Below are 21,000 nucleotides of genomic sequence, written 5' to 3' on the forward strand. Positions count from 1 at the left end.
AAATGGATGTTGTGATTAAAGGGTGGGAGATTTGCGGCGTCTGAAGGGCAGAAGCGCCATGCCAAATGCAAGCAGCAATGCGCTTGCCGGTTCCGGTACGGACGATGTATGAATTTGAAGACCTGTGGGAACCATGTTATCGTTACGGGCAATAAAGTCCTTTTGCCAATTGGAGCCGACTAAAGCGAGCTGGTTGACAGACGGCCCCGTTCCGGCTGCGTTATCCATGGAATTGTCGATGCGCCGGGAACCGTTGATGGAGAAGAAATCGTTGTCCCAGCAGTCTCCTATGCTGATGGTGGACAGATCCGTTTCAGTAAACATGGCGTAATAAGTAGTGCCTGTATTTAAAATTGGCCCGTTGCTAAAAGTCCATGTTCCGGAAGCATAGTTTCCAGTAGAAATGGTATTGTCCGATTTGCCGATAATGGTTTGGATATCGCCTGAATGTTGCACGATGAGCAGGCCTATTCCGTTTTTTCTGGCCTCTCTCAAATTGAAATCAATGGATGTTAGACGAACTTCTGCATCCATTGGCTGGGAATGCGGCGTGCTGGTCGTGATAAGCCTTGACCCTGCTTCTCCCAGGCAGAAAGACCATCCGGTGCACAGGTACTGGGATGTGGGGGAGAGATCGGGGGTGGCGCTTGTCCATGTAGTAGCCGCGATTCCCGTGGAAGCCATGCTTCCGGTCAGAATGATGGCGGCAAGTGAATAATGAATAGCCATAACGGAACCAATATCACAGGGCGGAGGCTCCCGGCTCAAGGATATTCAAGAAGGCTTGAAATAAGACCGTTTTTTAATTAAAAAGAACAGGTATATGGTTTATGGTAAATATGTTTTGTATAGACTCCATGTTTGAAAGAACCATTTTCCCAAAGCCGGTGAAACAGGGTGTATCCCATTTCATACGGGTTCATAAAAAATTATTGCCTTGATCGGAAACGCCGGACAGATATTCTGCGAAGCATCCGTTGCCCTTGGAGCTTTTCCCATTTGGGAAGGCCGGTGAGCGGAAGGTGATTCCCCGTTTCAATATATGTCCTGGATTTATCTGGTGTTGGCCGGTCTCTGCGAGATCGGATGGCCTCTGGGTTTCAAACTTTCTCAAACGCCCGGCACAGGGCCCGGCAAATTCGCCGCCTGCATCGCCTGCTCCGTTTTCAGCATGGTTCTGAGCGGTTTTCTTTTGTGGCTTGCCCAGCGGAACATTCCCATCGGCACCGCTTATGCGGTGTGGACCGGCATTGGCGCGTTGGGCACGTTCCTGGTTGGTATTCTGTGGTTCGGGGATTCTTCCAATATCTGGCGCATGCTGGCGGCATCCTTCCTGCTGATAGGCATTATCGGGCTGAAGTTAGCCCCCGGGCATTGATGTGGTCTTTGGAATCCTTGCCGGGTTCCGGGAAAAGCCGTCTCCGCAGCTTTCCGGATAGGAGGTCTCAGTAGTGGGAGATGGCTTTTTCCCACACGGTCCCGCAGGCGTCGGAAGGCATGCGCCAGTCCCCGCGCGGGGAAAGGGAAATGGTGCCCACCTTGGGGCCGTCCGGCATGCAGCTGCGCTTGAATTGCTGACGGAAGAAACGGCGGATGAAGATGCCGAGGCAGCGGCAGATGAAGTCCGGCTGAAATTCGCCGCGAAAGGCATGTTCCGCCAGGTGCAGGATTTTATCCGGTTCCGCACCGTATTTAATGAAGTGGAAGAGGAAAAAGTCGTGCAGGTCGTAAGGCCCAAGCACATCTTCCGTTTTCTGCTCAATGGTGCCGTCGTCCGACGGCGGCAGGAGTTCCGGGCTGACGGGAGTGTTGTTGATGTCCGTGAGGGTAGCTGCCAGTTCCGGGGATGATTCTTCCGCGATGTGTTCAATGAGGCAGCGTATCAGCGTCTTCGGAATGGAGCAGTTGACCGCGTACATGGACATGTGGTCCCCATTGTAGGTGCTCCATCCCAGGGCAATTTCCGACAAGTCCCCTGTTCCCACGACCAGCCCCCCGGTTTTATTGGCCAAATCCATCAGAATTTGCGTGCGTTCGCGGGCCTGGACGTTTTCATAAGTGGTGGTTCGTTCGGCAGGATCGTGCCCGATGTCGGCGAAGTGCCGGAGGCAGCATTCCGAGATGGGGATTTCCCGAAGTTCCACGCCCAGAAGGCGGCACATGGTTACGGCATTGTCATGGGTTCTGTCCGTGGTGCCGAAACCGGGCATTGTCACGGCCAGAATGTCCGAGGCCGGGCGCTTCAGCGCACGGCAGGCGCGGGAGCAGATGAGCAGAGCCAGCGTGGAGTCCAGCCCGCCGGAGATGCCGATGACGAGCCGTTGCGCGCGGGTATGTTCCATTCTTTTGGCCAGACCTGCCGTTTGGATGGAGATGATTTCCTCACACCGTTCCCGGCGGCGGGACGGAGAAGGCAGAAAGGGCCGTGCCGGGTTGAAAGCGTATTCCAGGCCGGGCGCTCCGGGGACCTGTTCCGGCAGGGCCAGATGCAGGGCATTCCCGGCAGGGAAAAGGGATTTGCTGTCATTGAAGGAGCTTTCAGAGAGGCGCGCCGCCTCCAGCCGTTCAAAATCCACGTCCGCAAAGATGAGGGTGCTTTCCCTGCAGAACCGTTCCCCCTCCGCTGCTGGCCTGCCGTTGTCCGCAATGAGGGAATGGCCGCCGAATACGGTGTCCGTGGTGGATTCATGCACACCTGCGGAGGAAAGGACATAGGCACAGAGGCATCTGCCGCTCTGCTGTCTGACCAGTTCCCTCCTGTATGCGGCCTTACCGGTGAGTTCCGTTCCTGCGGAAGGGTTGAGAATGGCTCTGGCTCCCAGAAGAGCCAGTTTGGAACTGGGAGGAATGACGCTCCACAGGTCTTCGCATATTTCCACGCCAAAACTGAAGGGGGAAGATTCTTCATGAAAAACGATTTCTGTCCCGAACGGGATATGCATCCCATTGACTGTGACTTCCTTCACCCCTGTACCCAATTCCCTGCCGGAGGTGAATTGACGTTTTTCATAGAATTCCCGGTAGTTGGGGAGCACGGTTTTGGGCACCAGAGCCAGAATGCGACCGGACTGCACTACCGCCGCCGTATTATACAGAGCGTCTTCATGAAGGAAGGGCAGGCCCACCACGGCAATCGTGCCGGAGCCTTCCGTGGCTTCCGTAAAGCGGAGCAGACCGTTCAGGGCTGCTTTCCTCAGGTTCGGCTGGAAGAAAAGGTCTCCGCAGGAATAGCCCGTAATGCACAGTTCCGGGAAAACGACGGCTGCCGCCTGCTGTTCTGCGGCTTTCCGGAATTCCTCCGTAAGTTGGTCGACATTGTAGTCCACTTCAGCCACGCGAAGCTGGGGGACGGAGGAGGCGAGTCTGTAATATCCGAACATGGGCGGAGCAGTCTGGAAAATGGAACCCGCAGATGTTCCTTTTTCCGGTAGTCAGGACGCAATCCGGGAAAGGCGGGCCTGAGCCAGATACTAAAAGTTCATGAAAGACTTGTAAAGCCATCTGTAGGGACTGCTCCGCCCATGTTGCCGGGGAAGGGGCAAGGAACGCAATTTTTCCCGCATGCCTTTCTGCATGACGGTCACCGGGCAAATCAGTTTTTTCCCGGGATCCCGCAGCATGGCGGCTTTTCTTGAGCCGGGTACGGCATTGAGGCTGGAACAGCGGGAGAAAAGGAGTAAACCATACCCTGAAAACTAATGAATAATACTGACCGATTTACTGGAAAAGCCCGGGCTTATGCCCAGGGCAGGCCCGATTATCCCGCCTCCGTTGTTGGGCTTCTGACGCGGGAGAGCCGCCGGGAGAATCCCCGTCTGGCGGATATAGGTTCCGGAACGGGCATTCTTTCCCGCGCCATGCTGGAGCGCGGCTGGACCGTGTATGGCGTGGAGCCCAATGATGACATGCGGAAGGAAGCGGAGAAGAGGCTGTCCGCTTTTCCCCGTTTTCATTCCGTGGCGGGAACGGCGGAGCGGACCGGGCTTCCCGGAGCTTCGGTGGATCTGGTGACGGCGGCGCAGTCATTCCACTGGTTTGACGCCGCCGCGTTCAAGAGGGAGTGCCGCCGTATTCTGTTCGGAGGAGGCAAGGTAGCCCTGATTTGGAACTCCAGGGTGGAAGACAGCCCCGTTGTCCGGGAGGAAGGAAATATCCACCGTCTTTACTGTCCGTGTTTTTATGGATTCAGCGGAGGGCTGGAGAAGTTGACGGACAGCATTGGAGCGTTTTTCAACCACCGTTTCCAGGTATTCCGCTTTCCAAATGATTTGTCCTACACGCGGGAGCAGTATCTCCGCCGCATGATGTCCACCTCCTATGCCTTGACGGAGGGCGGGGAAGAGCGGTCCTCCTGGCTGGGCGCCCTGGAAAAGCTGTTTGACCGGTTTGAAACGGAGGGGCGCGTTACGGTTCCGAATGAAACTGTGGTGTATCTGGGGAAGTGCTGAGGATGCGGCGTTCATGCATGGACTCCGGAAAAGGAAAAGCCTCTTTCGGTTCAGGAACTGAAGATGATGACGGCAAGGACGGCAATGATTGCCAGAACGACAACGATGGCGGTAATATAGCCGGGTTTGTGGACATCAAGAGTCCACTCCTTTTTGAGATGGGAAAGATCCTCCCCTGCCGCATAGCGTGAAAAAAGGTCATGGAGCCGGGAGTAGTCCAGGTCTTTGGGCGTCATGTAAAGCTCCCTGTCCTTTCCGCCGGCAAACGAAATTTCGTAATGGTAATTATCCGGACTATTGCAGATGGCCTGGAGGAATTCGTCACCACGGCTGCAGATAATGAAAGCTTCCGTGTTATTTTTAATGCCGGACAGGGCTTGATCCCGCGTTTCACAGGGCTCTCCGGAAAGTTCCCAAACGATGGAGGGGGCGGAATGAAGGCTCATGGAATAAAAAAATCGGAAAATATGGCGGAGAATTATTTTTCCTGCCGCCAGTAAAAACTATCCTTTCTTCTTCCTGGGCGGAAGGTGTTTCCTGGCTCAATACTACGGAGAATACTGGGAGCGCTTGCGGGTTGGGGCATTCAATGGCTGTTTTTCCGCTTATCATTCCGGTTTTGCATGGGTTCTTTCTGCCGGGGCGTTCCCTTCGCGTTTTTCCAGCCATGCAGGCTGACGTTTCCATTCCTCTGGAAATAATCATTCCGCGGCTTCAGGCATGGCTATTTTCTCTCGCTATTCTTGCTTTATTAAGGCAGGCCATCCATGTTACGATTATTTACTGCCATGATGCATCAGACTTTTTCCCAAGAGCCTTTTCTGGTTTCCGGATTGCATGGGGACCAGATTCTGGGCGCCCGCAGTAACCAACAGGATTCTTTCTCCATTCTGGCTGGAGAGGACGCATTGGTACTGGTGCTGGCGGACGGCATGGGTGGGTATACCGGCGGAGAGTTGGCCAGCCGCGCGGCGGTGGAAGGCTGTTCGCGGGCTTTTGAGCAGAAATCCGGTTTGCCCGGAGAGAGAATGAAAGCTGCAGTGACCGCCGCAAATGAACAGGTATGGTCCGCCCGGAAGAAAAGAGGGGAGGATGACGAGATGGGGACGACGCTGGTAGCAGCCTGGATAGGGGCGGATGGGCTGAGGTGGGTCAGCGTGGGGGACTCCCTTCTGCTGCTTATCCGGGAAGAGAAAATGTTTCTGCTTAATGAGCTGCACCAGTATTCCGCGGAATTGGAGCGCATGGCGGATGAAGGGATCATCAGCCGGGAGGAGGCTTTGAGCCATCCTGCCCGCCATTCCTTGACTTCTGCCCTGATGGGGAAGGAAGTTCCTTTGGTGGATTTGCGGGAGGAATGCTTTCCCTTATTTCCGGGGGACCGTGTTTTGGTCGCCAGTGACGGAGTGGGGCCTTATCTGGATTCCCTGGGGCCGGCAGGGATGCGGTATTTGTCCATGCTTTCCGCGGAGGAACTGGTGCGTTCCGTGCTGGACGGCATTAACCGCGACGGCGCGCCCAACCAGGATAATGCCACATTGATTTGCGCAGAGATAGCAAGGGCTTGATCTGCATTAGTGCGGCAAGTAGGTAATCTGCGGACGGGCGATTTTTGAGATTCACATCCTCCGTCTGCCGGACGATGAATAAAACCCCGCATGCCTGAAACGCATGCGGGGTTTTATTAAAATAGCCGGGGTATTTCCCGTTCAGGAATGGTATTCCTGGAGGGAACGGGGTGATACCTTCACGTGCTGGGCGGAGCGGATGCCCTCCACCGTGGCCCTGGCGGCTGCGATGGTAGTCATGTACGGAATTTTCTTCTGGATGGACTGCATGCGGATGAAGGAGTCGTCAATCATACTGGTGCGGTCCACCGGAGTGTTGATAATCAGGTCGATCTGCTTGTTGGTGATCATGTCGCCCAGGTTCGGGCGGCCTTCATGCAGCTTGTTGACTACTTCCGTTTCCACGCCCTGGCCGCGCAGGTATTCTGCGGTGCCGCCGGTGGAGATAATCGTAAAGCCCAGGGAAATCAGGTCCCGGGCGATGGGTTCGATGAACTTCTTATCCCGGTCGGAAACCGTGACGAGCACCTTGCCGGCGGTAGGCAGAATGCAGCCCGCAGCTTCCTGGGCCTTGTAGTAGGCCATGCCAAAGTTGTCCGCAATGCCCATGACTTCACCCGTGGCGCGCATTTCCGGCCCCAGTACGGGGTCCACTTCCGGGAACATGTTGAAGGGGAAGACGGCTTCCTTCACGCCGATGAAACGGCAGGCGCGCGACTTCAGGCCCAGCTCCTTGAGTTTCTTGCCCAGCATGATTTCCGTGGCGTAGCGCGCCAGGGAGATGCCCGTTACCTTGGAGACGATCGGCACCGTGCGGGAGGCGCGGGGATTGGCCTCAATGATGTAAACCTCATCGTTGCAGATGGCGAACTGCACGTTCAGAATGCCCTTTACCTGGAAGTCCTGGGCAATTTTTGCGGCATGTTCCTCAATGGTGCGGATGTGCTTGGGAGCGATTGTCACGGGGGGGATGGCGCAGGCGGAGTCGCCGGAATGGATGCCGGCCAGTTCAATGTGTTCCATGACCGTGGCTACAAAAGTATCCGTGCCGTCGGCCAGAGCATCCACTTCCGCCTCAATGGCATTGTCCAGAAAACGATCGATCAGCATGGGATATTCCGGGCTGACCTGGATGGCCTCCACGCCGTAGCGCTTCAGGTTTTCTTCATCGTAAATGACTTCCATGCCGCGGCCGCCCAGCACAAAGGAGGGGCGCACCATGACCGGGTAGCCGATGCGGCGCCCCAGTTCCACGGCCTCCTCCAGGGAACGGGCCGTGCCGCTTTCCGGCTGGCGGATATTCAGGGCGATCATGCGTTCACGGAAATATTCGCGGTCTTCCGCCAGACGGATGCCTTCCGGTTGGGTTCCCATGATTTTTACGCCGGCGTCCTTGAGGGCCTGGGCGATGTTAAGCGGGGTCTGGCCTCCGAACTGGACGATGACACCTTCCGGCTTTTCCTTTTCGTAAATAGCCAGCACGTCTTCCACGGTCACGGGTTCAAAGTACAGCTTGTTGGCCGTGTCAAAGTCCGTAGAAACCGTTTCCGGGTTGCAGTTCACCATGATGGATTCATACCCGTGGTCGCGCAGGGTGAAGGCGGCATGCACGCAGGTATAGTCGAATTCGATGCCTTGGCCGATGCGGTTGGGACCGCCGCCCAAAATCATGATTTTCTTCTTGTCGTTCACGGGAACTTCGTCCGCCGCGCCACTGTAAGTGGAGTAGTAGTATTCCGCGTGTTCCACGCCGCTGACGGGCACGATGCGGAAGGTGGCCGTGATGCCGTCTTTCTGCCGGCGGGCGCGGACGGCCTTTTCCGGCACCCCGAAAATCTGGGCCAGGTATTTGTCGGAAAAGCCCATTTCCTTGGCCTGGCGCAGGGTTTCCGCGGAAAGGGAATCCCAGTCCTGCCCATCCAGGGAAAAGTCAAAGTCCGCCAGTTCTTTCATCTGTTCAATGAAATACGGAGTGATGCGGGTCAGCTTCACGATTTCCTCCACGGCTGCGCCGCGGCGCAGGAGTTCATAAATCTGGAAGAAGCGTTCACTGTTGCCGTACGTGATTTTTTCACGCAATTCCGGGGTGGAGAGGGCTTCCAGCTTTTTCACGCGGCCCAGGCCGGCACGTCCGATTTCCAGAGAGCGCACGGCTTTCTGAAAAGCTTCCTTGAAGTTCTGCCCGATGCTCATTACTTCGCCCACGGCTTTCATCTGGGTGCCCAGTTTGTCGGCCGCCTTGGGGAATTTTTCAAAGGCCCAGCGTGCGAACTTCACGACTACATAGTCTCCGTAAGGTTCGTATTTTTCCAGGGAGCCTTTGCGCCAGTAGGGAAGTTCGTCCATCGTGACGCCGGAAGCCAGCTTGGTGGAGACGGAGGCGATAGGGAAGCCGGTGGCCTTGGAAGCCAGGGCGGAGGAACGGGATGTACGGGGGTTGATTTCAATAACGATGATGCGGTTGTCCTCCCGGTTGTGGGCGAACTGCACGTTTGTGCCTCCCGTGACGCCGATGGCGTCCAGAATGCGGTAGGAATAATCCTGAAGCTTATCCTGCACTTCCTGCGGAACGGTCAGCATGGGAGCCACGCAGAAGCTGTCCCCGGTGTGCACGCCCATGGGATCCACGTTCTCAATAAAGCAGACGGTAATCTTCTGTCCCTTGGCGTCACGGACGACTTCCAGTTCCAGTTCCTCCCATCCCAGCACGCATTCTTCCACCAGCACCTGGTTGATAAGGGAGGCGGCCAGGCCGCGGGGGACTACCTGGCGCAGTTCCTCCACGTTGTAAACGATGCCGCCGCCCGTACCGCCCATGGTGTAGGCGGGGCGCAGCACGACGGGGTAGCCCAGTTCTGCGGCCACCTTTTCAGCTTCCTCCACGGAATAGACGGGTTCGGACTTGGCGACCGGCACGCCGATCCTGTCCATGGTTTCCTTGAAAATGATGCGGTCTTCGCCGCGGGCGATGGCTTCCAGATCCACGCCGATGACTTCCACTCCGTACTGTTTCAGGATGCCTTCTTCATGCAGCTTGGAAGCCAGGTTCAGGGCCGTCTGGCCGCCCAGGTTGGGCAGCAGGGCATCCGGGCGTTCCTTCTCAATCACGGCCGTGATGCGGTCCACAGTCAGAGGCTCAATGTAGGTGTGGTCCGCCATGCCGGGATCCGTCATGATGGTGGCGGGGTTGGAATTCACCAGAACGACGTCGTAACCTTCGGCGCGGAGGGCCTTGCAGGCCTGGGTGCCGGAGTAGTCGAACTCGCAGGCCTGGCCGATGATGATGGGGCCTGAGCCGATAATGAGGATTTTGCGGATATCTTCGCGTTTTGCCATGGTATGATGCCTCTATGTGGTCCGTGGTGGTTAAAAATAAATGCCGGAAACAAGGTCCGCCCAAGGTGCGTTGCCTCTCCGCTCCGCATACCCGGCGCGTGACCTGACGCACAGTACGGGACGTCGGGCGATAAGTCCAGACAAAACAACAGGAATTCCGGGGAAAAGGCTATGGCCTTCTTTCCTTTTCGTACAGTGCCGCACGCAATCCGCCCTTGATATTTTCCACCGTCCGTATTATACCCTGCGGAGCAAGGATGAGGAACGCCCTGACATTGATTTGCTGTCTTGGATTGCTGTGCTCCGCAGCATCGGCTGCGGACCTTTCTTCCACGGGGCGGGGGAGCGCCGTGCCTTCGGAGGTGGCTTCCTGGTACCAGGCCCTGCGGACCGGACTTTCCCAGTTCCGGAACGGCGGCGGCTACGAAACCAGCAGGGAAGCCATGCAGGCCCTTGCGGAGAAAGCCTGCCGCTGGGATCCCCGCACGCGCCGTCCCGTTTTTCTTCTCCGTAACGCCACGCCCTCCTTCTGTTCCTCTGCCTGCTACCTGCTCCTTTTGAAATCCCTGCAGATATGGGACTCTGCACAGCCGCGGCCCGTTATTTCCGAACGCGCGTGGCTGGCCCTCATCCCCCGCTTCGGCCAGCATGACGGGGAAGGGCCGTGGGGATGGGCGAACGCCAATGGCCCCGGCCTGGCCGTCCTGGTGCACAGGCTGGGAGCCGGCATCAACTTTGAGGACTGGAGGAAGGCCCGCCCCGGCGACTTCATGAAAATTTTCTGGACGGACCGCATCGGGCGCCGGGAATCCGGCCATCTGACCGTCCTGGTGAAGGATGGAGGGGACCAGGTAACGTTCTGGTCTTCCAACATTCCGGACGGTTACGGAGCCAGGACGGTGCCCAAATCCCGGATCAGGCGCGTCATTTTCACGCGCATCACCAGGCCGGAACGGTTCAACCTGGCCCCTTCCGTGGGAAGTCACCCATGGCTGTCCTCCCTGCTCCGGCAGGAAGTGGGCATGAAGGAAGTGCGCAGGCATTCCGGCATGCAGAACCCCTGACCGTTTCCCGTAGTGAAAAAATGCTCCTTCCCTCCTTCCGTCACCCCGGACTGTTCCGTGCTGGTGCTCGGTTCCCTGCCGGGAGACGAATCCCTGCGTCAGGCCCAGTATTACGCCCATCCCCGCAACGCGTTCTGGAAAATCATGGGGTCCCTTCTGGGGTTCGACCCCTCCCTGCCATATGGGGAACGCCTGTCTCTGCTCAACCGGGGCGGGGTGGGGCTGTGGGATGTGGTGGCCTCCGGCGTCAGGCCCGGCAGCCTGGACCAGCACATCTCCCAGGAACGGCCCAATGACATTGCGGCCCTGCTGGATAGCTTCCCGGGCATCGGCGTGGTCTGCTGCAACGGCACCGCTTCCCATAAATACCTTAAACGGTATTTTCCCGAACTGTTCCTTCGGGAAACGCTTTCCGTCATTCAAATGCCTTCCACCAGTCCGGCGGCGGCGCGGCTGACGTATGAGCAGAAATTCCACGCCTATGAGGAAATCATGGCGCCCCTGCTCCGGAAGGAAAGGGAAGAATACTGACCTTCTGCGCCTTTTCCAATGCCGTGCGCGGCCCGACGGTAACAGGCGGGGTTGTTCGGTCAGCAGGACCCGACGGCCGCCAGCAGGTGGACATCCAGGGCCAGGGCTTCGTGAATATTGAAATTCAAATCATCACGGAGCCTGCTGAGGGCCTCCATGCGCTTCAGCAATTCGTTCACGGGCATCTGGGCGGCCAGCGTGCGCACCTCCGGATGAATCGGAGTGACTTCCGGGGCTCCTGAGGCAATCAGGGCTGCCTGGCCGAACCAGCTGATGAGCAATTCCAGGGCCTGATTGCGCTGTTCCAGATATTCCGTCTCTATCTGGGCGGCGTTCGCGTCCTTATTGCGGGCCTCCCAGTCGGAGGCGTCCGTACCCTGGGCCGCTTCCCTGGCTTCATCTTTCAGAGCCTGGTTCAGGTTTTTGGTGATGGCGGCCTTGGCTTCCGCCATGACTTCCATGAACCTGCTGCGGAAGGCCAGTGCTGCTAGGTCATTATTCAGATTGCGGCAGGTCTCCAGCCAGTGCGGGAGCAGGGCCTCCTGAATGGGGGTGAGCCTGAATTCCCCGGATTGCAGCAGATTGACGCGCACGCAGCGGGAAATAATCGTCTGAAGGAGCTGGTCCGGCTGGGAGGTGGACAAAATGAGCAGGCACTGTCCGGGCGGTTCCTCCAGGGTTTTCAGGAAAGCGTTGGCGGCCTCGTCATTCATCCGCTCCGCATCCATGAACACGGCTATCTTCCATTTACCCTCTGCCGCGCGCTGTTGCAAAAAGGGTTCCACGGCGCGGATATCATCCCGCAGGATGCGGCGCGACTTGGACTTGGGGCGCACCAGCCGGCAATACTCGTCCCTCACACTGTCCAGGTGGTCTGCCCGGATGCCGTTCATTAGCTCCAGCAATTGCAGGATCAGGCGGGAGGCTCCCTGGTGCTCGTCTCCCACGATGAGCAGGGCATGAGGAAGCCGGTTGCGGGAGAAGGCGGTGCGCAGCAGGTCGAACGCTTGGGATGCCGTAAATGCCATATGCTCCTATGAAAGCATTTCGTTGCGTCAGGGCAACAGAAAAGATTGGTATATGTCGGATATTTCATGTACTAAGGGGGCCGGTTATGGAACAAAATGACATCTCATCCCGGATTGTCTTTGCCGACCGCGGCAAGGTGAATGTGGAAAAAGGCGTGGAATTCGCCCCCAAATTTGACCAAAATGGCCTGATTCCGGCCCTCGCCATGGATCATATTACCCATGAACCGCTGATGCTGGCCTATATGAATGCGGAATCCCTGCGCATGACCATGGAACTGGGGGAAGCCGTTTACTACTCCCGCAGCCGCCAGGAAATCTGGCATAAGGGCGCAACCAGCGGCCATGTGCAAAAAGTGAAGCAAATCCTGGTTGACTGTGACCAGGATGCCCTGATTGTGCTGGTGGACCAGTGCGGCGCCGGCGCCTGCCACACCGGGCACCACTCCTGCTTTTACCGTTCCGTTCCGTTCGGAGATGAACTGAAAGCCCAGCCCCAGGGGGCACCCGTCACGCTGCGTGAAGCGGACGGAGGCGTCGTTTTTGATGCCGAAGCCGTGTACGGCAAGGGCCATTAACTCCTTTTGCGCGTCAATCTGCGTTCGCCGGATTGACGCGCCTTCTTTTTCTGCTGTAAAATCATGAATGTGAAAAAACTGTTTCTCATGATGGCTGCCGTTTCCGGGGCGCTGGCTCTGTGCCAATGCTCTTCGGAGGCGCCTCCTCCCCCCGGAACCGTCCGTATGGTGGATCAGCAGGCGATTGCCCTGATGCAGGAAGCCAGGGCAAAGGAAGCGAAGAATGATCTCTCCGGGGCCATTAAAAAATACAGGCGCGTGGTGGAAAAGCACCCCCTTTCCAGGGAAGCTCCCCAGGCCCGGTTCAGAATGGCAGAACTCTATGAGGCCCGCAAGGAACCTGCGGATGCGTTTGACCAGTACCAGAAACTCATTGACCGCCACCCGGACAGCCCCCTGTACAGGCAGGCCATGGCCCGGCAGAAGGAAATGGCCTTCGGCGCTGCGAGCGGCGCGTTGACCAACCGCGTGCTGTGGATGTTTGACGTCAGGATGGATCCCACGAACGTCACGGAATGGCTGAAGCATGTGCGCGACAACGCCCCGTATGCCCCTACCGCCCCGCAGGCCATGAACGTGCTGGGCAATTACCTGGCCGCGCGCGGCCGGATGAAGGAGGCCATAGAGGCATACCAGAACCTGGTGGACAATTACCCCAATTCTCCGTTGGCCCCCACGGCCCAGCTCCAGATAGCCACCCTGTATCGCCAGGCTGCTACGGACGGAGACCGCAACCACGTCAATGTGGCCCGCGCTCAGGAAGCGTATGAAGACTACCTTCAGCGTTATCCCAACAGCGCCCGTGCGGGAGCCGCCCGTGCCGATCTGGCGGCCATGAAGCGTGAGCTGGTGGCCCAGCAGCTGGAAGTGGCGGAATACTACCTGACCAAGATGAAAGATGCGGATGCCGCCGTCTTCTGCTACCAGGAAGTAGCCTCCAAAGGCAGCATCAATCCCGCCGCCGCCGCCAGGGCGAAGGCCCGCCTGAAAGAACTGCGCGTGACCAGCAGATAACAGGAACTCTCCGTCCTCATGAATCGTATCCGGAACGTTTTCAAACTCTTCCTGCCCGTTTTTTGCCTCCTGGCCGGTTCTTGCGGCTACCAGCTTGGCGGCACCAAGCCGCCCAAGCTGGAACTGGCCCAGACCGTCAAGGTATGCCTCTTTGCCAACAACTCTTTGGAGCCCCGCGCCGCCACGCTGGTGACCGGCGCCTTGGCGGATGAGCTGCAGCGGGACGGCACCTACCGGTTAAGCTCCGGCGCGGATGCGGATATCCGGGTGGAGGGGGAAGTGTACTCCATCACCTTCGACCAGTTGCGTTCCAGCCGGGAAGACACCTACAAAAGTACGGAACTTGGATTGCGCCTGTCTGTCAAATACCGTGTGGTGGACGCCAGGACGCAGGAAATCCTGTATGCCGGCTCTGCGGAGGAAGTAGGTCAATTCTTTGACCAGGGCAACATACAGTCGGCCCGCACGAATGCCCTTTCCTATGCGGCCCGTCTGGTGGCTACTTCCATTGCGGAAACCCTTACCAATGGCTAATCCCGCCCGGTTCAGGAAAATTTGTGCTTATGGAGAAAGTGGAATACAGCGTTTATTTTGTTCCGGTGCCTATCGGCAACCGGGCGGACATCACCCTGCGGGCGCTGGACGTGCTGCGCAAGGTGGATGTCATTGCGTGTGAGGACACCCGCCATTCCGGTCTTCTGCTTTCCCATTATGAAATCCGCAAACCGCTGATAAGCATGCATGACCATAATGAACAGCCGCGCGCCGGGGAAATTGCGGCGCGCGCGGCGGGCGGAGAAAGCTTTGCCGTGATCAGTGATGCGGGCATGCCTGGCGTGAGCGATCCGGGCTATCGTCTCATCCAGACCCTCAAGGAAAAGGGAGTAAGCTTCACCGTCCTTCCCGGGCCATCTGCCGTGGTGACGGCATTGGTGGGGTCCGGGCTGCCTACGGACGCATTCTTCTTCGGCGGTTTTCTGCCCGTCAAATCCGGGAAAAAAAACGCTGTGCTCCAAACGGCAGTGGAAGCTTCCCATACCAGTATTTTTTATGAATCCCCCCATCGCATCGTCAAAACCGTGCAGGCTCTGGCGGCGCTGGATCCGGATATTCCCGTCTGCGTAGCCAGGGAACTGACAAAAACCTTTGAAACTTACCATCGCGGTCCGGCCTCCCGGCTGGCGGCGGAATTTGCGGAACGCCCTCCCAAGGGGGAAATCGTGCTGCTGGTGGGCGGCGTCAATGCCCCGCGGGCTACCCGTTGACGGGCCGGAAACATCATGTCAATAGCTGACCGTCACTTTAACCGGGCGGTGGTCGGAGGCGGCGGGAGCTTCAATTACCCTGCGTTCCTTCACATGGAACGCCTCCGTCTTTTTTCCCCTGTACATCCAGATGTAATCAATGCATTCCTTCGGATGCCCGGCGGGAAACGTTTTTTGGGCCGGATCGCTCAGCAGGATGAAATATTTCTTCATCCGGGTTATCGGCTCCGAATCCGGCGTTAAATTGAAATCCCCTGCAATAAAAAAAGGCTTGCTGCATTTTGCGGCCAGGGCGGCAATCATATCAATGGAAGCGCTGCTGTCTTCCCTGGTCAGGGACAAATGCGTGACGCAAAACCAGTAATCCCTGAACTCGGCCATCAACAGCACACGGGCCTCCTCCCTGCCGGGCAAAGGAATCCGTCTGACGCTCAAAGGCTTTTCCCTGGATAAAATGCCTACTCCATAGGAACCGCCTGAATAATCAATGGCCTTGGCATAGGTACCCGTCAACGTTGTCCTTGCGGCCAATTCCTGCAGGGTATCCCTGCCGCCGCTCCTGATTGTCCCCTGGTCCAGCTCCTGAAGGGCCACGACATCCGGTTTTTCCTCCGCGATTACCCGAGCCGTGCGGTCATAATCCCTCCTGCCGTCCATGCCGGTGCCGTTCTTTACGTTATAGCTCATCAGCGTGCATTCTCCGGCCTGCAGGGGAAAAAGGTTCAGAAAAAGCGCTGCGGCTGCACATAACCTGAAAATGAACCGTTTATTTCCTTTCATCTCTGTAAAAAGCTTCGTATTGCTGTCCGGGCTGCAGGTAATACGTGTTCCCTGTTCCCTTTTCTTGCAGAGAATCTTTTCTTCTTCCGGATAAGTAAGTCCTCCGGAGAGAAAGGGCGGCAACTCATTTCCGGTTTCCGGAGCAGGCCTCATTCGCTGTCGGCTCCTTCACCTTTGAAGCTTTTTGAGTCGTATGCCGGCAGAAAATGACGCAAATTTTATCAACTTGACGGCTGGAAGTGTGTCATGATAATATCCTATCATCATGCTGGAGGATAGGAGATCACGTTCCTCGCGCAAGACACCGGATTTGGTGACTGATGAGCTTATTCTCATTCTTCATGAAGCGGGCATGCTGGAATTCAATGACATTTTTCAGCGTACCGTTGTCGTGATGAAGGCAAAGCACATGTCCCTGGGCGGAGAGGAAATCCTGAGGCTGAGGATTTACGAGAAACTCCAGAATCTGGTGAGCGCCGGCGGCCTGATGAAAAAAGGCCGTGAATACACGGCCCTCCCCAAGCTGATGGCCTTGAAATCATCGGCGGGCGGGGAAGGAGCCTGATTCAGGGCGAGGCTTTGGTCTCCGGGATCTTGTTATAAACACGGTCTGCCAATTCAAGACCCATCAGGGAAATCAGCGGGTTTTGCTCAAAAGCCGATAGATTTCTTCGGCGCCTGTCTTATTGATGTAGCTTCCGTCCAGGAGAAAGTACTCCTTGCCGTTCTTTCCCTTCTGTGTACTTCCGGCATAGTTTGACGATTCCCGGGCATGGTCTGCCGCTGTTTTCCCTTTATGGTCCGTGATGGCGGCGTCAGCCCCCTCCGCAAGCAATGTTTTGACAGCATTCAGTTCTCCTCTTTGGGCGGCCAGCATTAATGGCGTGCGTCCTGCGGAATCGGGGGAATTGACATCAAGGCCGGCCCGGATCAGGAATGGGATGACGGAGTCATTGCCATATAGAGAAGCGTTATGAAGGGCATTGTGTTTGCCGTCATCTTTTCTGGTGTCATGGATATTGGCGCCCTTGGCCAGGAGCATTTTAATGATATTGACGGTTCCTCCTGCTCCCGCTTTGACAATGGCTGAGCCGGATGCGGGGCAAATGCCCGCTGTGTGGATGTCGCATTCCGCGCCATGTTCCAGCAGAAGGCGGACCATGGCTTCATTGCCTTTCGAACAGGCCCAGGCCAAAGATCCCGCTCTGTCCTTTTTAATATCACAGCCGTTTTCCAGCAAATACTTCATGACAGTCAAATGGATGCAGCCGTTTTTCTGTTTTGAGCGACAGCCTTGTGAAACATTGCATTCATGGCTGACTCCTTCCAAACAGCCGGAATAAAAAGGGATGCCCTGTTCTTTCAGGAAACGGAGCATGGGCAGATCCCCATTCCGGGCGGCAATATATGTAGCCCCTAATCTTTGGTAGTCGGTATCCGGTATATGTTTCAGGAGCAGCTTGACCATCGGAATGCTTCCGGATTCCGCCGCCGCAACCAATACGGCGGAATAGTGCTTGGGCATCACATAGGACTTCTCCATTTTGACGTCGAGACTTGCCCCGTTGTTGATGAGCAATTCCATCATGGGGACATTGCCGGTTTTTGCTGCGATGGTGACCAGACAGTTTGGGTGGGAAGCATTGAACGCCCCTCTGTCAAACCAGAGCGCCTGCTTCTTATGATTGATTCGCTGGTTAAGGTCTGCCCCGTTCCTGATGAGTATTTCCATCATGGGGACATTGCCGGTTTCTGCTGCAATGACGGTGGGAAAAGTTGATATGGCCTGAGAACTGCCAAAAGGGACGAACGATACTTCCTGATTGACGTCAATCTTGTATTTTTTAATCAGCCTTTCCGCCTCCCGGGCCGATTTTTCGAGCAGTCTTTCCAGTTTTTTCTGGTTCTGGTTCTGCTTGCTGGCGGAAAGGGAAGATGTCTTGCCGCCCTTGTTTGATAGTTGCGATGCTTCTTTATTGCGGAAATAATCTTTGACAGTATCGCTCAATAAGGATGCGAATGGATCCTCTGGGCTTTTCCTGTCTCTGTCATTCCGGCCGAAAGACTGGGGAGTAAGCAAAAACAGGAAAAGGAGGAGGGCGGATAACGGCTTGCTGAAAAATGAGGGAATCATCGGAATGTAATGGGTTAAAATGGCTCTTGGGGTAAGGCGCAGTGCGGGGCTTTCAGATTATTCTGAGTTGGAAATGGGTTCAGGACTGTTGCGGTTCTTCGAATTCTTCCGTCTCGGGAAGGATTTCGATGCATTCTTCATCCCCATGAATGGATACGTTCGTGGGGAAAATGATTTCCATGCTCTGTATGGGTTCAACCTGGTCGGAAGAGCTGCTGGTCCAGAAGCCGCCTTCCACGGAAACATGGTAAACGGAGCCTTTGACGGCGTTAAAAGTAAGGAGGGCCGGAGTTCCCTTGTGTTCTTTCGCGTCGTAGGCTTCATCTCCGGAAAGCTTTTTGTATCGGATCTTTTGGAACGTGCCGTTCACTTCCTCGGCATGGGTGAAGATGAGCCGGGCGCTGCTTCCCTGCGGTTCGTACAGGATGATGTGCAAATCTTTCGCTTTACAGAGTATTTCCTTTTCCTCAGCTGTTTTGATTCTGATGGAAGCGCCGTTCAGGGATTGGGGCGCCTGCGCCCTTTCCTGAGCCAGGGCGGGGCAGACGCATGCAAGAGCTACAGAAACGGCCAGCAGAGCAGAGAGGGGATGTCTCTTCGTCATATGGTTCGTGAAAATTGTTGTTCAGTATATACCAGGAGAGCATTTACGGCAGAGTGATGGTTATGCTGAGCAGCTGCTCCTTGAATTTGATGACGTAATCCTGGAACAGGCCGCCACTTGATGACGGAGCTTCCGTGTATCCGTATAAATAACCGAAGAAGGCGCCTTCATAAATTTTATCGGACAATTTTTTGGTGAATGCGATGTATGGCGCGGGGTTGTCCGCCGTCATCACTTCTTTGAGGTTATCCTCTCCGGACATCCAGAAAGAGACGTTCGGATTCTCCGGGTCCTTGGGCGGTTCCAGCTCAAGGACGGCTGTTTTTTCATCCGGATATTTCAGGAAGTATTTTGATACCTCGCACCCATTCCCTATTGTAAAGGTGAAACTTCTCTTATCTGTCCTGATTTGGATGATGGCCCCTTTTCCCAGCTTTTCCGGGCCGTTGATGACGCCCGCCACAGGGCGACCGTTGTCAGGAAAAATAAACTCAATTTTTTCATTCTTCAGAATGGTGATTTTCTCGTCTTCCTTGCCTCTGTAAAAAGAGGAGCAATAAAAGGAACCCGATACGGTTCCCGAATAAACACGGCCTTTTTGCCCGGTAAAGGTGACGAGGGCCGGTTTAACTTTTTCTTCATGGACCCCTTCTGTCGTGGCCGCGCCGGTGAGTGACGCCGCCTCCGAGATTCTGGGCATTAACTGCTTGGAGTAGCGCATAATCAACCGGGCGGTGTTTTTGTCGGGTTCATATCGTTCAATCGTAATATCGCTCGGACTGTATATGGCCTCATTCAGCTTGATTGCCGCCCCGGCGATAGATTCGGGCGCTTTGGTATCTGTTGCGCATGTTTCGGTTCCGCAGAGGGTTGTGCTTATGGCTGACACAGAAATAAGAAATATGTTCATGGTGTGTGGAGGGAGATAATGAGTTAAAGATCGCAGCTTTGGATGGTGTTGAGTCTAGAATGAGGCAGCGCGTTTTCGTCATTTCAATAATGATGAGGTTCATATGGGCGTTGAACCATCCGTCTTCCGTTTGTTGCGGATTACCTTGTTTTAGGCATAGTTTGTAGGCTTGCATGGTGGCGTCTCTGGTCGTCAGCCATGCTTGTTGTGATTGTTTTAAGGGTTCTGCCAGTTCCGGTCGGCTTACGTAGTGCTGCTGCAAAAGGCTGCATGTTTGCTGTAGCCGTTTTTCCCAATAGAACCAGAGTTCTACCCGGATTTGATTGGCCTGTTGTTCGTGGTGGGGTTACGTTGATTCTCTGGAAAGCGCCGACTCTCGCCTTCCGCCTTCCCCCTCTTCTCTGCCGCAGACTGCCCAAAAACTGACCGCCGCCAAGGCAAATGCCATGACCATGAATGATGACAGTTTATTCACAGCCAGAATCGGAATGTCATGGGGATTGGGATTATTTTAGTTTGTCGAAGTCGATTTTCTGTGAATTTGGATGTATTGGATGATTGGTTTAAAGTGTTTCCGACTGACAAAATTATCAATCAGGGGATAACGAGAATTAGTATGTTTGAGCGACGTTTTTATAGTTTATCCAAGATTTTGTGCCGCTAAACGACGTGCTTCTCGAGAAGCATTAAGACGATCTTTTATTTGTTTATCCATAAGATAATTAAGTATGATCTTAGATATAAACCAAACCATAAGATAGATTAATGCGTAAATTAAATCAAGCCAGCAGAATACAAACCAAGTCGGAATCCATAAATATTTATAAATGGATTTAATTAGATTTCTTCCTTTGACAAACTTAACTTCTTCTTGATCGATAGGTGTTGTCATTGATGTCCCTTCGCCCAGCCCATCCATGATGAAATAATGTTTTGTGTTATTATAGGTGTAATATACAAACCAAAACGGGGCCAGAACGTAACGGCCATTATGCTTCAGGTGATAGCTGTTACTTGCTCGGAAATTTTGTATTTCATTTCCGGATAACTGTTTTTGAGCGTTTTGTGTAGCGATATCGTTTACAAGAGCATCGCCATACTTGTTCCAAGTCAAATCGGTTTCAGTGTCCAATGCCAATGTTAAAGGACGTTCCCCTGATTCCAAGCCAAGCAAAGCCGGATCATACTCTTTGGAGGCCATCACATTATATTTGTATTGTTGGCTAAATGCTTTCAATTCGTTTGGTATATCGTTTCCCTCGTAAGCTAAACAGAGAAAAGCAAAATTACCTTGAGATGTTCCTGTTTGTGGAATAAATTTCTTTACTTTTTCGTTGTTTAAACTATTCCCTGAGAATGAGGCTCTGACTTCTGTAGTTTCTATAGCCATTTCGCATGACCATGAAGACTGATAGGTGCCTTCATAAAGGAACATGGGAAGATATGCTTTAATGACATTTCCGGGATTGATACATTGGAAAATATCAGTTGGTACATAATCATGATCTACTAAGTTATCAATCATTGCTTTTTCGAAATCTTTTTCGGATGTTCGAAATATGATCAAACGTTCTGGAATAGGAACTTTCTTAGCAGTAATAAGAGGATTGAATGCTTTGTTATGGCAATAAGGACATTCAACTTCTGCCTGAAATGGACTAAATGACGTAATTACTTGTTTACAGCTTGGGCAAATAACCTGTTGCAGTTCTAGTGTTTCTGACATGATGTTTTTTTGTG

The 21,000-nt window shown here is 54.8% G+C and carries 21 protein-coding genes; 10 read left to right on the plus strand and 11 right to left on the minus strand.

Annotated elements, in window-relative coordinates; translation table 11 throughout:
- Positions 1-15: 15 nt before the first annotated feature.
- Entirely contained in the window at positions 16-729 is a 714-nt protein-coding gene (locus WW58_RS07465; protein ID WP_215833637.1) for a PEP-CTERM sorting domain-containing protein, read from the minus strand.
- A 313-nt stretch (positions 730-1,042) separates the two neighbouring features.
- Here WW58_RS07465 and WW58_RS07470 point away from each other — a divergent pair, with 313 nt between their 5' ends.
- Positions 1,043-1,378 carry a DMT family transporter gene (locus tag WW58_RS07470; RefSeq protein ID WP_012419673.1) on the plus strand — a complete coding sequence of 112 codons (336 nt, stop codon included), beginning with the start codon at positions 1,043-1,045 and terminating at the stop codon, positions 1,376-1,378.
- Positions 1,379-1,445: 67 nt separating this feature from the next.
- Here WW58_RS07470 and WW58_RS07475 read toward each other — a convergent pair whose 3' ends face one another.
- Positions 1,446-3,380, minus strand: coding sequence for an NAD(+) synthase (locus tag WW58_RS07475; RefSeq protein WP_046436594.1), 1,935 nt, complete (start codon positions 3,378-3,380; stop codon positions 1,446-1,448).
- 318 nt (positions 3,381-3,698) lie between these two features.
- Here WW58_RS07475 and WW58_RS07480 point away from each other — a divergent pair, with 318 nt between their 5' ends.
- A complete protein-coding gene (locus tag WW58_RS07480) occupies positions 3,699-4,448 on the plus strand; it encodes a class I SAM-dependent methyltransferase (RefSeq protein WP_046436596.1) in 750 nt (249 codons plus the stop codon).
- A gap of 50 nt (positions 4,449-4,498) precedes the next feature.
- On the opposite strand, the gene WW58_RS07485 is transcribed toward WW58_RS07480, so the two are convergent.
- Entirely contained in the window at positions 4,499-4,894 is a 396-nt protein-coding gene (locus tag WW58_RS07485; RefSeq protein WP_046436598.1) for a hypothetical protein, read from the minus strand.
- A 342-nt stretch (positions 4,895-5,236) separates the two neighbouring features.
- On the opposite strand from WW58_RS07485, the gene WW58_RS07490 reads away from it, so the two are divergent.
- Positions 5,237-6,016, plus strand: a complete 780-nt coding sequence (locus WW58_RS07490; protein WP_162610417.1) for a PP2C family protein-serine/threonine phosphatase — start codon at positions 5,237-5,239, stop codon at positions 6,014-6,016.
- A 141-nt stretch (positions 6,017-6,157) separates the two neighbouring features.
- Here WW58_RS07490 and carB read toward each other — a convergent pair whose 3' ends face one another.
- Entirely contained in the window at positions 6,158-9,352 is a 3,195-nt protein-coding gene (gene carB / locus WW58_RS07495; protein WP_046436600.1) for a carbamoyl-phosphate synthase large subunit, read from the minus strand.
- A gap of 257 nt (positions 9,353-9,609) precedes the next feature.
- Between carB and WW58_RS07500 the strand changes: the two genes are divergently transcribed.
- Together WW58_RS07500 and WW58_RS07505 are read left to right on the plus strand one after the other, a co-directional pair.
- Complete coding sequence (locus tag WW58_RS07500; RefSeq protein WP_148038602.1) at positions 9,610-10,416, plus strand: hypothetical protein; 807 nt, start codon at positions 9,610-9,612, stop codon at positions 10,414-10,416.
- Between the two features lie 12 nt (positions 10,417-10,428).
- Positions 10,429-10,947 (plus strand): DNA-deoxyinosine glycosylase, encoded by a 519-nt coding sequence (locus tag WW58_RS07505; protein WP_046436604.1) that lies wholly within the window; start codon positions 10,429-10,431, stop codon positions 10,945-10,947.
- A gap of 59 nt (positions 10,948-11,006) precedes the next feature.
- Here the strand turns inward: WW58_RS07505 and WW58_RS13295 are convergent, their stop codons facing one another.
- Positions 11,007-11,975, minus strand: a complete 969-nt coding sequence (locus WW58_RS13295; protein ID WP_215833636.1) for a hypothetical protein — start codon at positions 11,973-11,975, stop codon at positions 11,007-11,009.
- A gap of 86 nt (positions 11,976-12,061) precedes the next feature.
- Between WW58_RS13295 and hisI the strand changes: the two genes are divergently transcribed.
- The 4 genes from hisI to rsmI all read left to right on the plus strand — a co-directional run bounded on the left by hisI (position 12,062) and on the right by rsmI (position 14,832).
- Positions 12,062-12,553 carry a phosphoribosyl-AMP cyclohydrolase gene (gene hisI / locus WW58_RS07515; RefSeq protein ID WP_046436606.1) on the plus strand — a complete coding sequence of 164 codons (492 nt, stop codon included), beginning with the start codon at positions 12,062-12,064 and terminating at the stop codon, positions 12,551-12,553.
- Positions 12,554-12,616: 63 nt separating this feature from the next.
- Positions 12,617-13,567, plus strand: a complete 951-nt coding sequence (locus tag WW58_RS07520; RefSeq protein WP_046436608.1) for an outer membrane protein assembly factor BamD — start codon at positions 12,617-12,619, stop codon at positions 13,565-13,567.
- 18 nt (positions 13,568-13,585) lie between these two features.
- Entirely contained in the window at positions 13,586-14,101 is a 516-nt protein-coding gene (lptE, locus tag WW58_RS07525) for an LPS assembly lipoprotein LptE (protein WP_012419661.1), read from the plus strand.
- Positions 14,102-14,130: 29 nt separating this feature from the next.
- Positions 14,131-14,832: a 16S rRNA (cytidine(1402)-2'-O)-methyltransferase gene (gene rsmI / locus WW58_RS07530; protein ID WP_022197616.1), complete on the plus strand. Its 702-nt coding sequence runs from the start codon at positions 14,131-14,133 to the stop codon at positions 14,830-14,832.
- Positions 14,833-14,850: 18 nt separating this feature from the next.
- Here rsmI and WW58_RS07535 read toward each other — a convergent pair whose 3' ends face one another.
- Positions 14,851-15,519: an endonuclease/exonuclease/phosphatase family protein gene (locus WW58_RS07535; protein ID WP_233465537.1), complete on the minus strand. Its 669-nt coding sequence runs from the start codon at positions 15,517-15,519 to the stop codon at positions 14,851-14,853.
- A 358-nt stretch (positions 15,520-15,877) separates the two neighbouring features.
- Here WW58_RS07535 and WW58_RS07540 point away from each other — a divergent pair, with 358 nt between their 5' ends.
- Positions 15,878-16,177 (plus strand): hypothetical protein, encoded by a 300-nt coding sequence (locus WW58_RS07540; protein WP_022197618.1) that lies wholly within the window; start codon positions 15,878-15,880, stop codon positions 16,175-16,177.
- A gap of 72 nt (positions 16,178-16,249) precedes the next feature.
- Here WW58_RS07540 and WW58_RS07545 read toward each other — a convergent pair whose 3' ends face one another.
- From WW58_RS07545 to WW58_RS07560, 5 genes are all read right to left on the minus strand, one after another.
- Positions 16,250-17,620 (minus strand): ankyrin repeat domain-containing protein, encoded by a 1,371-nt coding sequence (locus tag WW58_RS07545; RefSeq protein ID WP_046436610.1) that lies wholly within the window; start codon positions 17,618-17,620, stop codon positions 16,250-16,252.
- 205 nt (positions 17,621-17,825) lie between these two features.
- Positions 17,826-18,350: a hypothetical protein gene (locus tag WW58_RS07550; protein WP_046436612.1), complete on the minus strand. Its 525-nt coding sequence runs from the start codon at positions 18,348-18,350 to the stop codon at positions 17,826-17,828.
- 43 nt (positions 18,351-18,393) lie between these two features.
- Positions 18,394-19,260: a hypothetical protein gene (locus WW58_RS07555; RefSeq protein ID WP_046436614.1), complete on the minus strand. Its 867-nt coding sequence runs from the start codon at positions 19,258-19,260 to the stop codon at positions 18,394-18,396.
- Positions 19,142-19,579, minus strand: coding sequence for a lysozyme inhibitor LprI family protein (locus WW58_RS13825; RefSeq protein WP_102758724.1), 438 nt, complete (start codon positions 19,577-19,579; stop codon positions 19,142-19,144). The genes WW58_RS07555 and WW58_RS13825 overlap by 119 nt, the downstream gene beginning before the upstream one ends.
- A 321-nt stretch (positions 19,580-19,900) precedes the next feature.
- Positions 19,901-20,986, minus strand: coding sequence for a hypothetical protein (locus WW58_RS07560; RefSeq protein ID WP_148038604.1), 1,086 nt, complete (start codon positions 20,984-20,986; stop codon positions 19,901-19,903).
- Positions 20,987-21,000 lie beyond the last annotated feature (14 nt).

The sequence above is a fragment of the Akkermansia sp. UNK.MGS-1 genome (assembly GCF_000980515.1).
GTDB lineage: Bacteria > Verrucomicrobiota > Verrucomicrobiia > Verrucomicrobiales > Akkermansiaceae > Akkermansia > Akkermansia muciniphila.

Bases quoted from the DNA above. Each gene is read 5' to 3' on its own strand.
- WW58_RS07560 (WP_148038604.1), bottom strand. From the start codon at position 20,986: ATGTCAGAAACACTAGAACTGCAACAGGTTATTTGCCCAAGCTGTAAA.
- WW58_RS07475 (WP_046436594.1), bottom strand. From the start codon at position 3,380: ATGTTCGGATATTACAGACTCGCCTCCTCCGTCCCCCAGCTTCGCGTG.
- WW58_RS07470 (WP_012419673.1), top strand. From the start codon at position 1,043: ATGTCCTGGATTTATCTGGTGTTGGCCGGTCTCTGCGAGATCGGATGG.
- WW58_RS07550 (WP_046436612.1), bottom strand. From the start codon at position 18,350: ATGACGAAGAGACATCCCCTCTCTGCTCTGCTGGCCGTTTCTGTAGCT.
- WW58_RS07520 (WP_046436608.1), top strand. From the start codon at position 12,617: ATGAATGTGAAAAAACTGTTTCTCATGATGGCTGCCGTTTCCGGGGCG.
- WW58_RS07485 (WP_046436598.1), bottom strand. From the start codon at position 4,894: ATGAGCCTTCATTCCGCCCCCTCCATCGTTTGGGAACTTTCCGGAGAG.
- WW58_RS07490 (WP_162610417.1), top strand. From the start codon at position 5,237: ATGATGCATCAGACTTTTTCCCAAGAGCCTTTTCTGGTTTCCGGATTG.
- hisI (WP_046436606.1), top strand. From the start codon at position 12,062: ATGGAACAAAATGACATCTCATCCCGGATTGTCTTTGCCGACCGCGGC.
- lptE (WP_012419661.1), top strand. From the start codon at position 13,586: ATGAATCGTATCCGGAACGTTTTCAAACTCTTCCTGCCCGTTTTTTGC.
- WW58_RS07465 (WP_215833637.1), bottom strand. From the start codon at position 729: ATGGCTATTCATTATTCACTTGCCGCCATCATTCTGACCGGAAGCATG.
- WW58_RS07555 (WP_046436614.1), bottom strand. From the start codon at position 19,260: ATGAACATATTTCTTATTTCTGTGTCAGCCATAAGCACAACCCTCTGC.
- WW58_RS13295 (WP_215833636.1), bottom strand. From the start codon at position 11,975: ATGGCATTTACGGCATCCCAAGCGTTCGACCTGCTGCGCACCGCCTTC.
- WW58_RS07480 (WP_046436596.1), top strand. From the start codon at position 3,699: ATGAATAATACTGACCGATTTACTGGAAAAGCCCGGGCTTATGCCCAG.
- WW58_RS07500 (WP_148038602.1), top strand. From the start codon at position 9,610: ATGAGGAACGCCCTGACATTGATTTGCTGTCTTGGATTGCTGTGCTCC.
- WW58_RS07535 (WP_233465537.1), bottom strand. From the start codon at position 15,519: ATGAGCTATAACGTAAAGAACGGCACCGGCATGGACGGCAGGAGGGAT.
- carB (WP_046436600.1), bottom strand. From the start codon at position 9,352: ATGGCAAAACGCGAAGATATCCGCAAAATCCTCATTATCGGCTCAGGC.
- WW58_RS07540 (WP_022197618.1), top strand. From the start codon at position 15,878: ATGCTGGAGGATAGGAGATCACGTTCCTCGCGCAAGACACCGGATTTG.
- rsmI (WP_022197616.1), top strand. From the start codon at position 14,131: ATGGAGAAAGTGGAATACAGCGTTTATTTTGTTCCGGTGCCTATCGGC.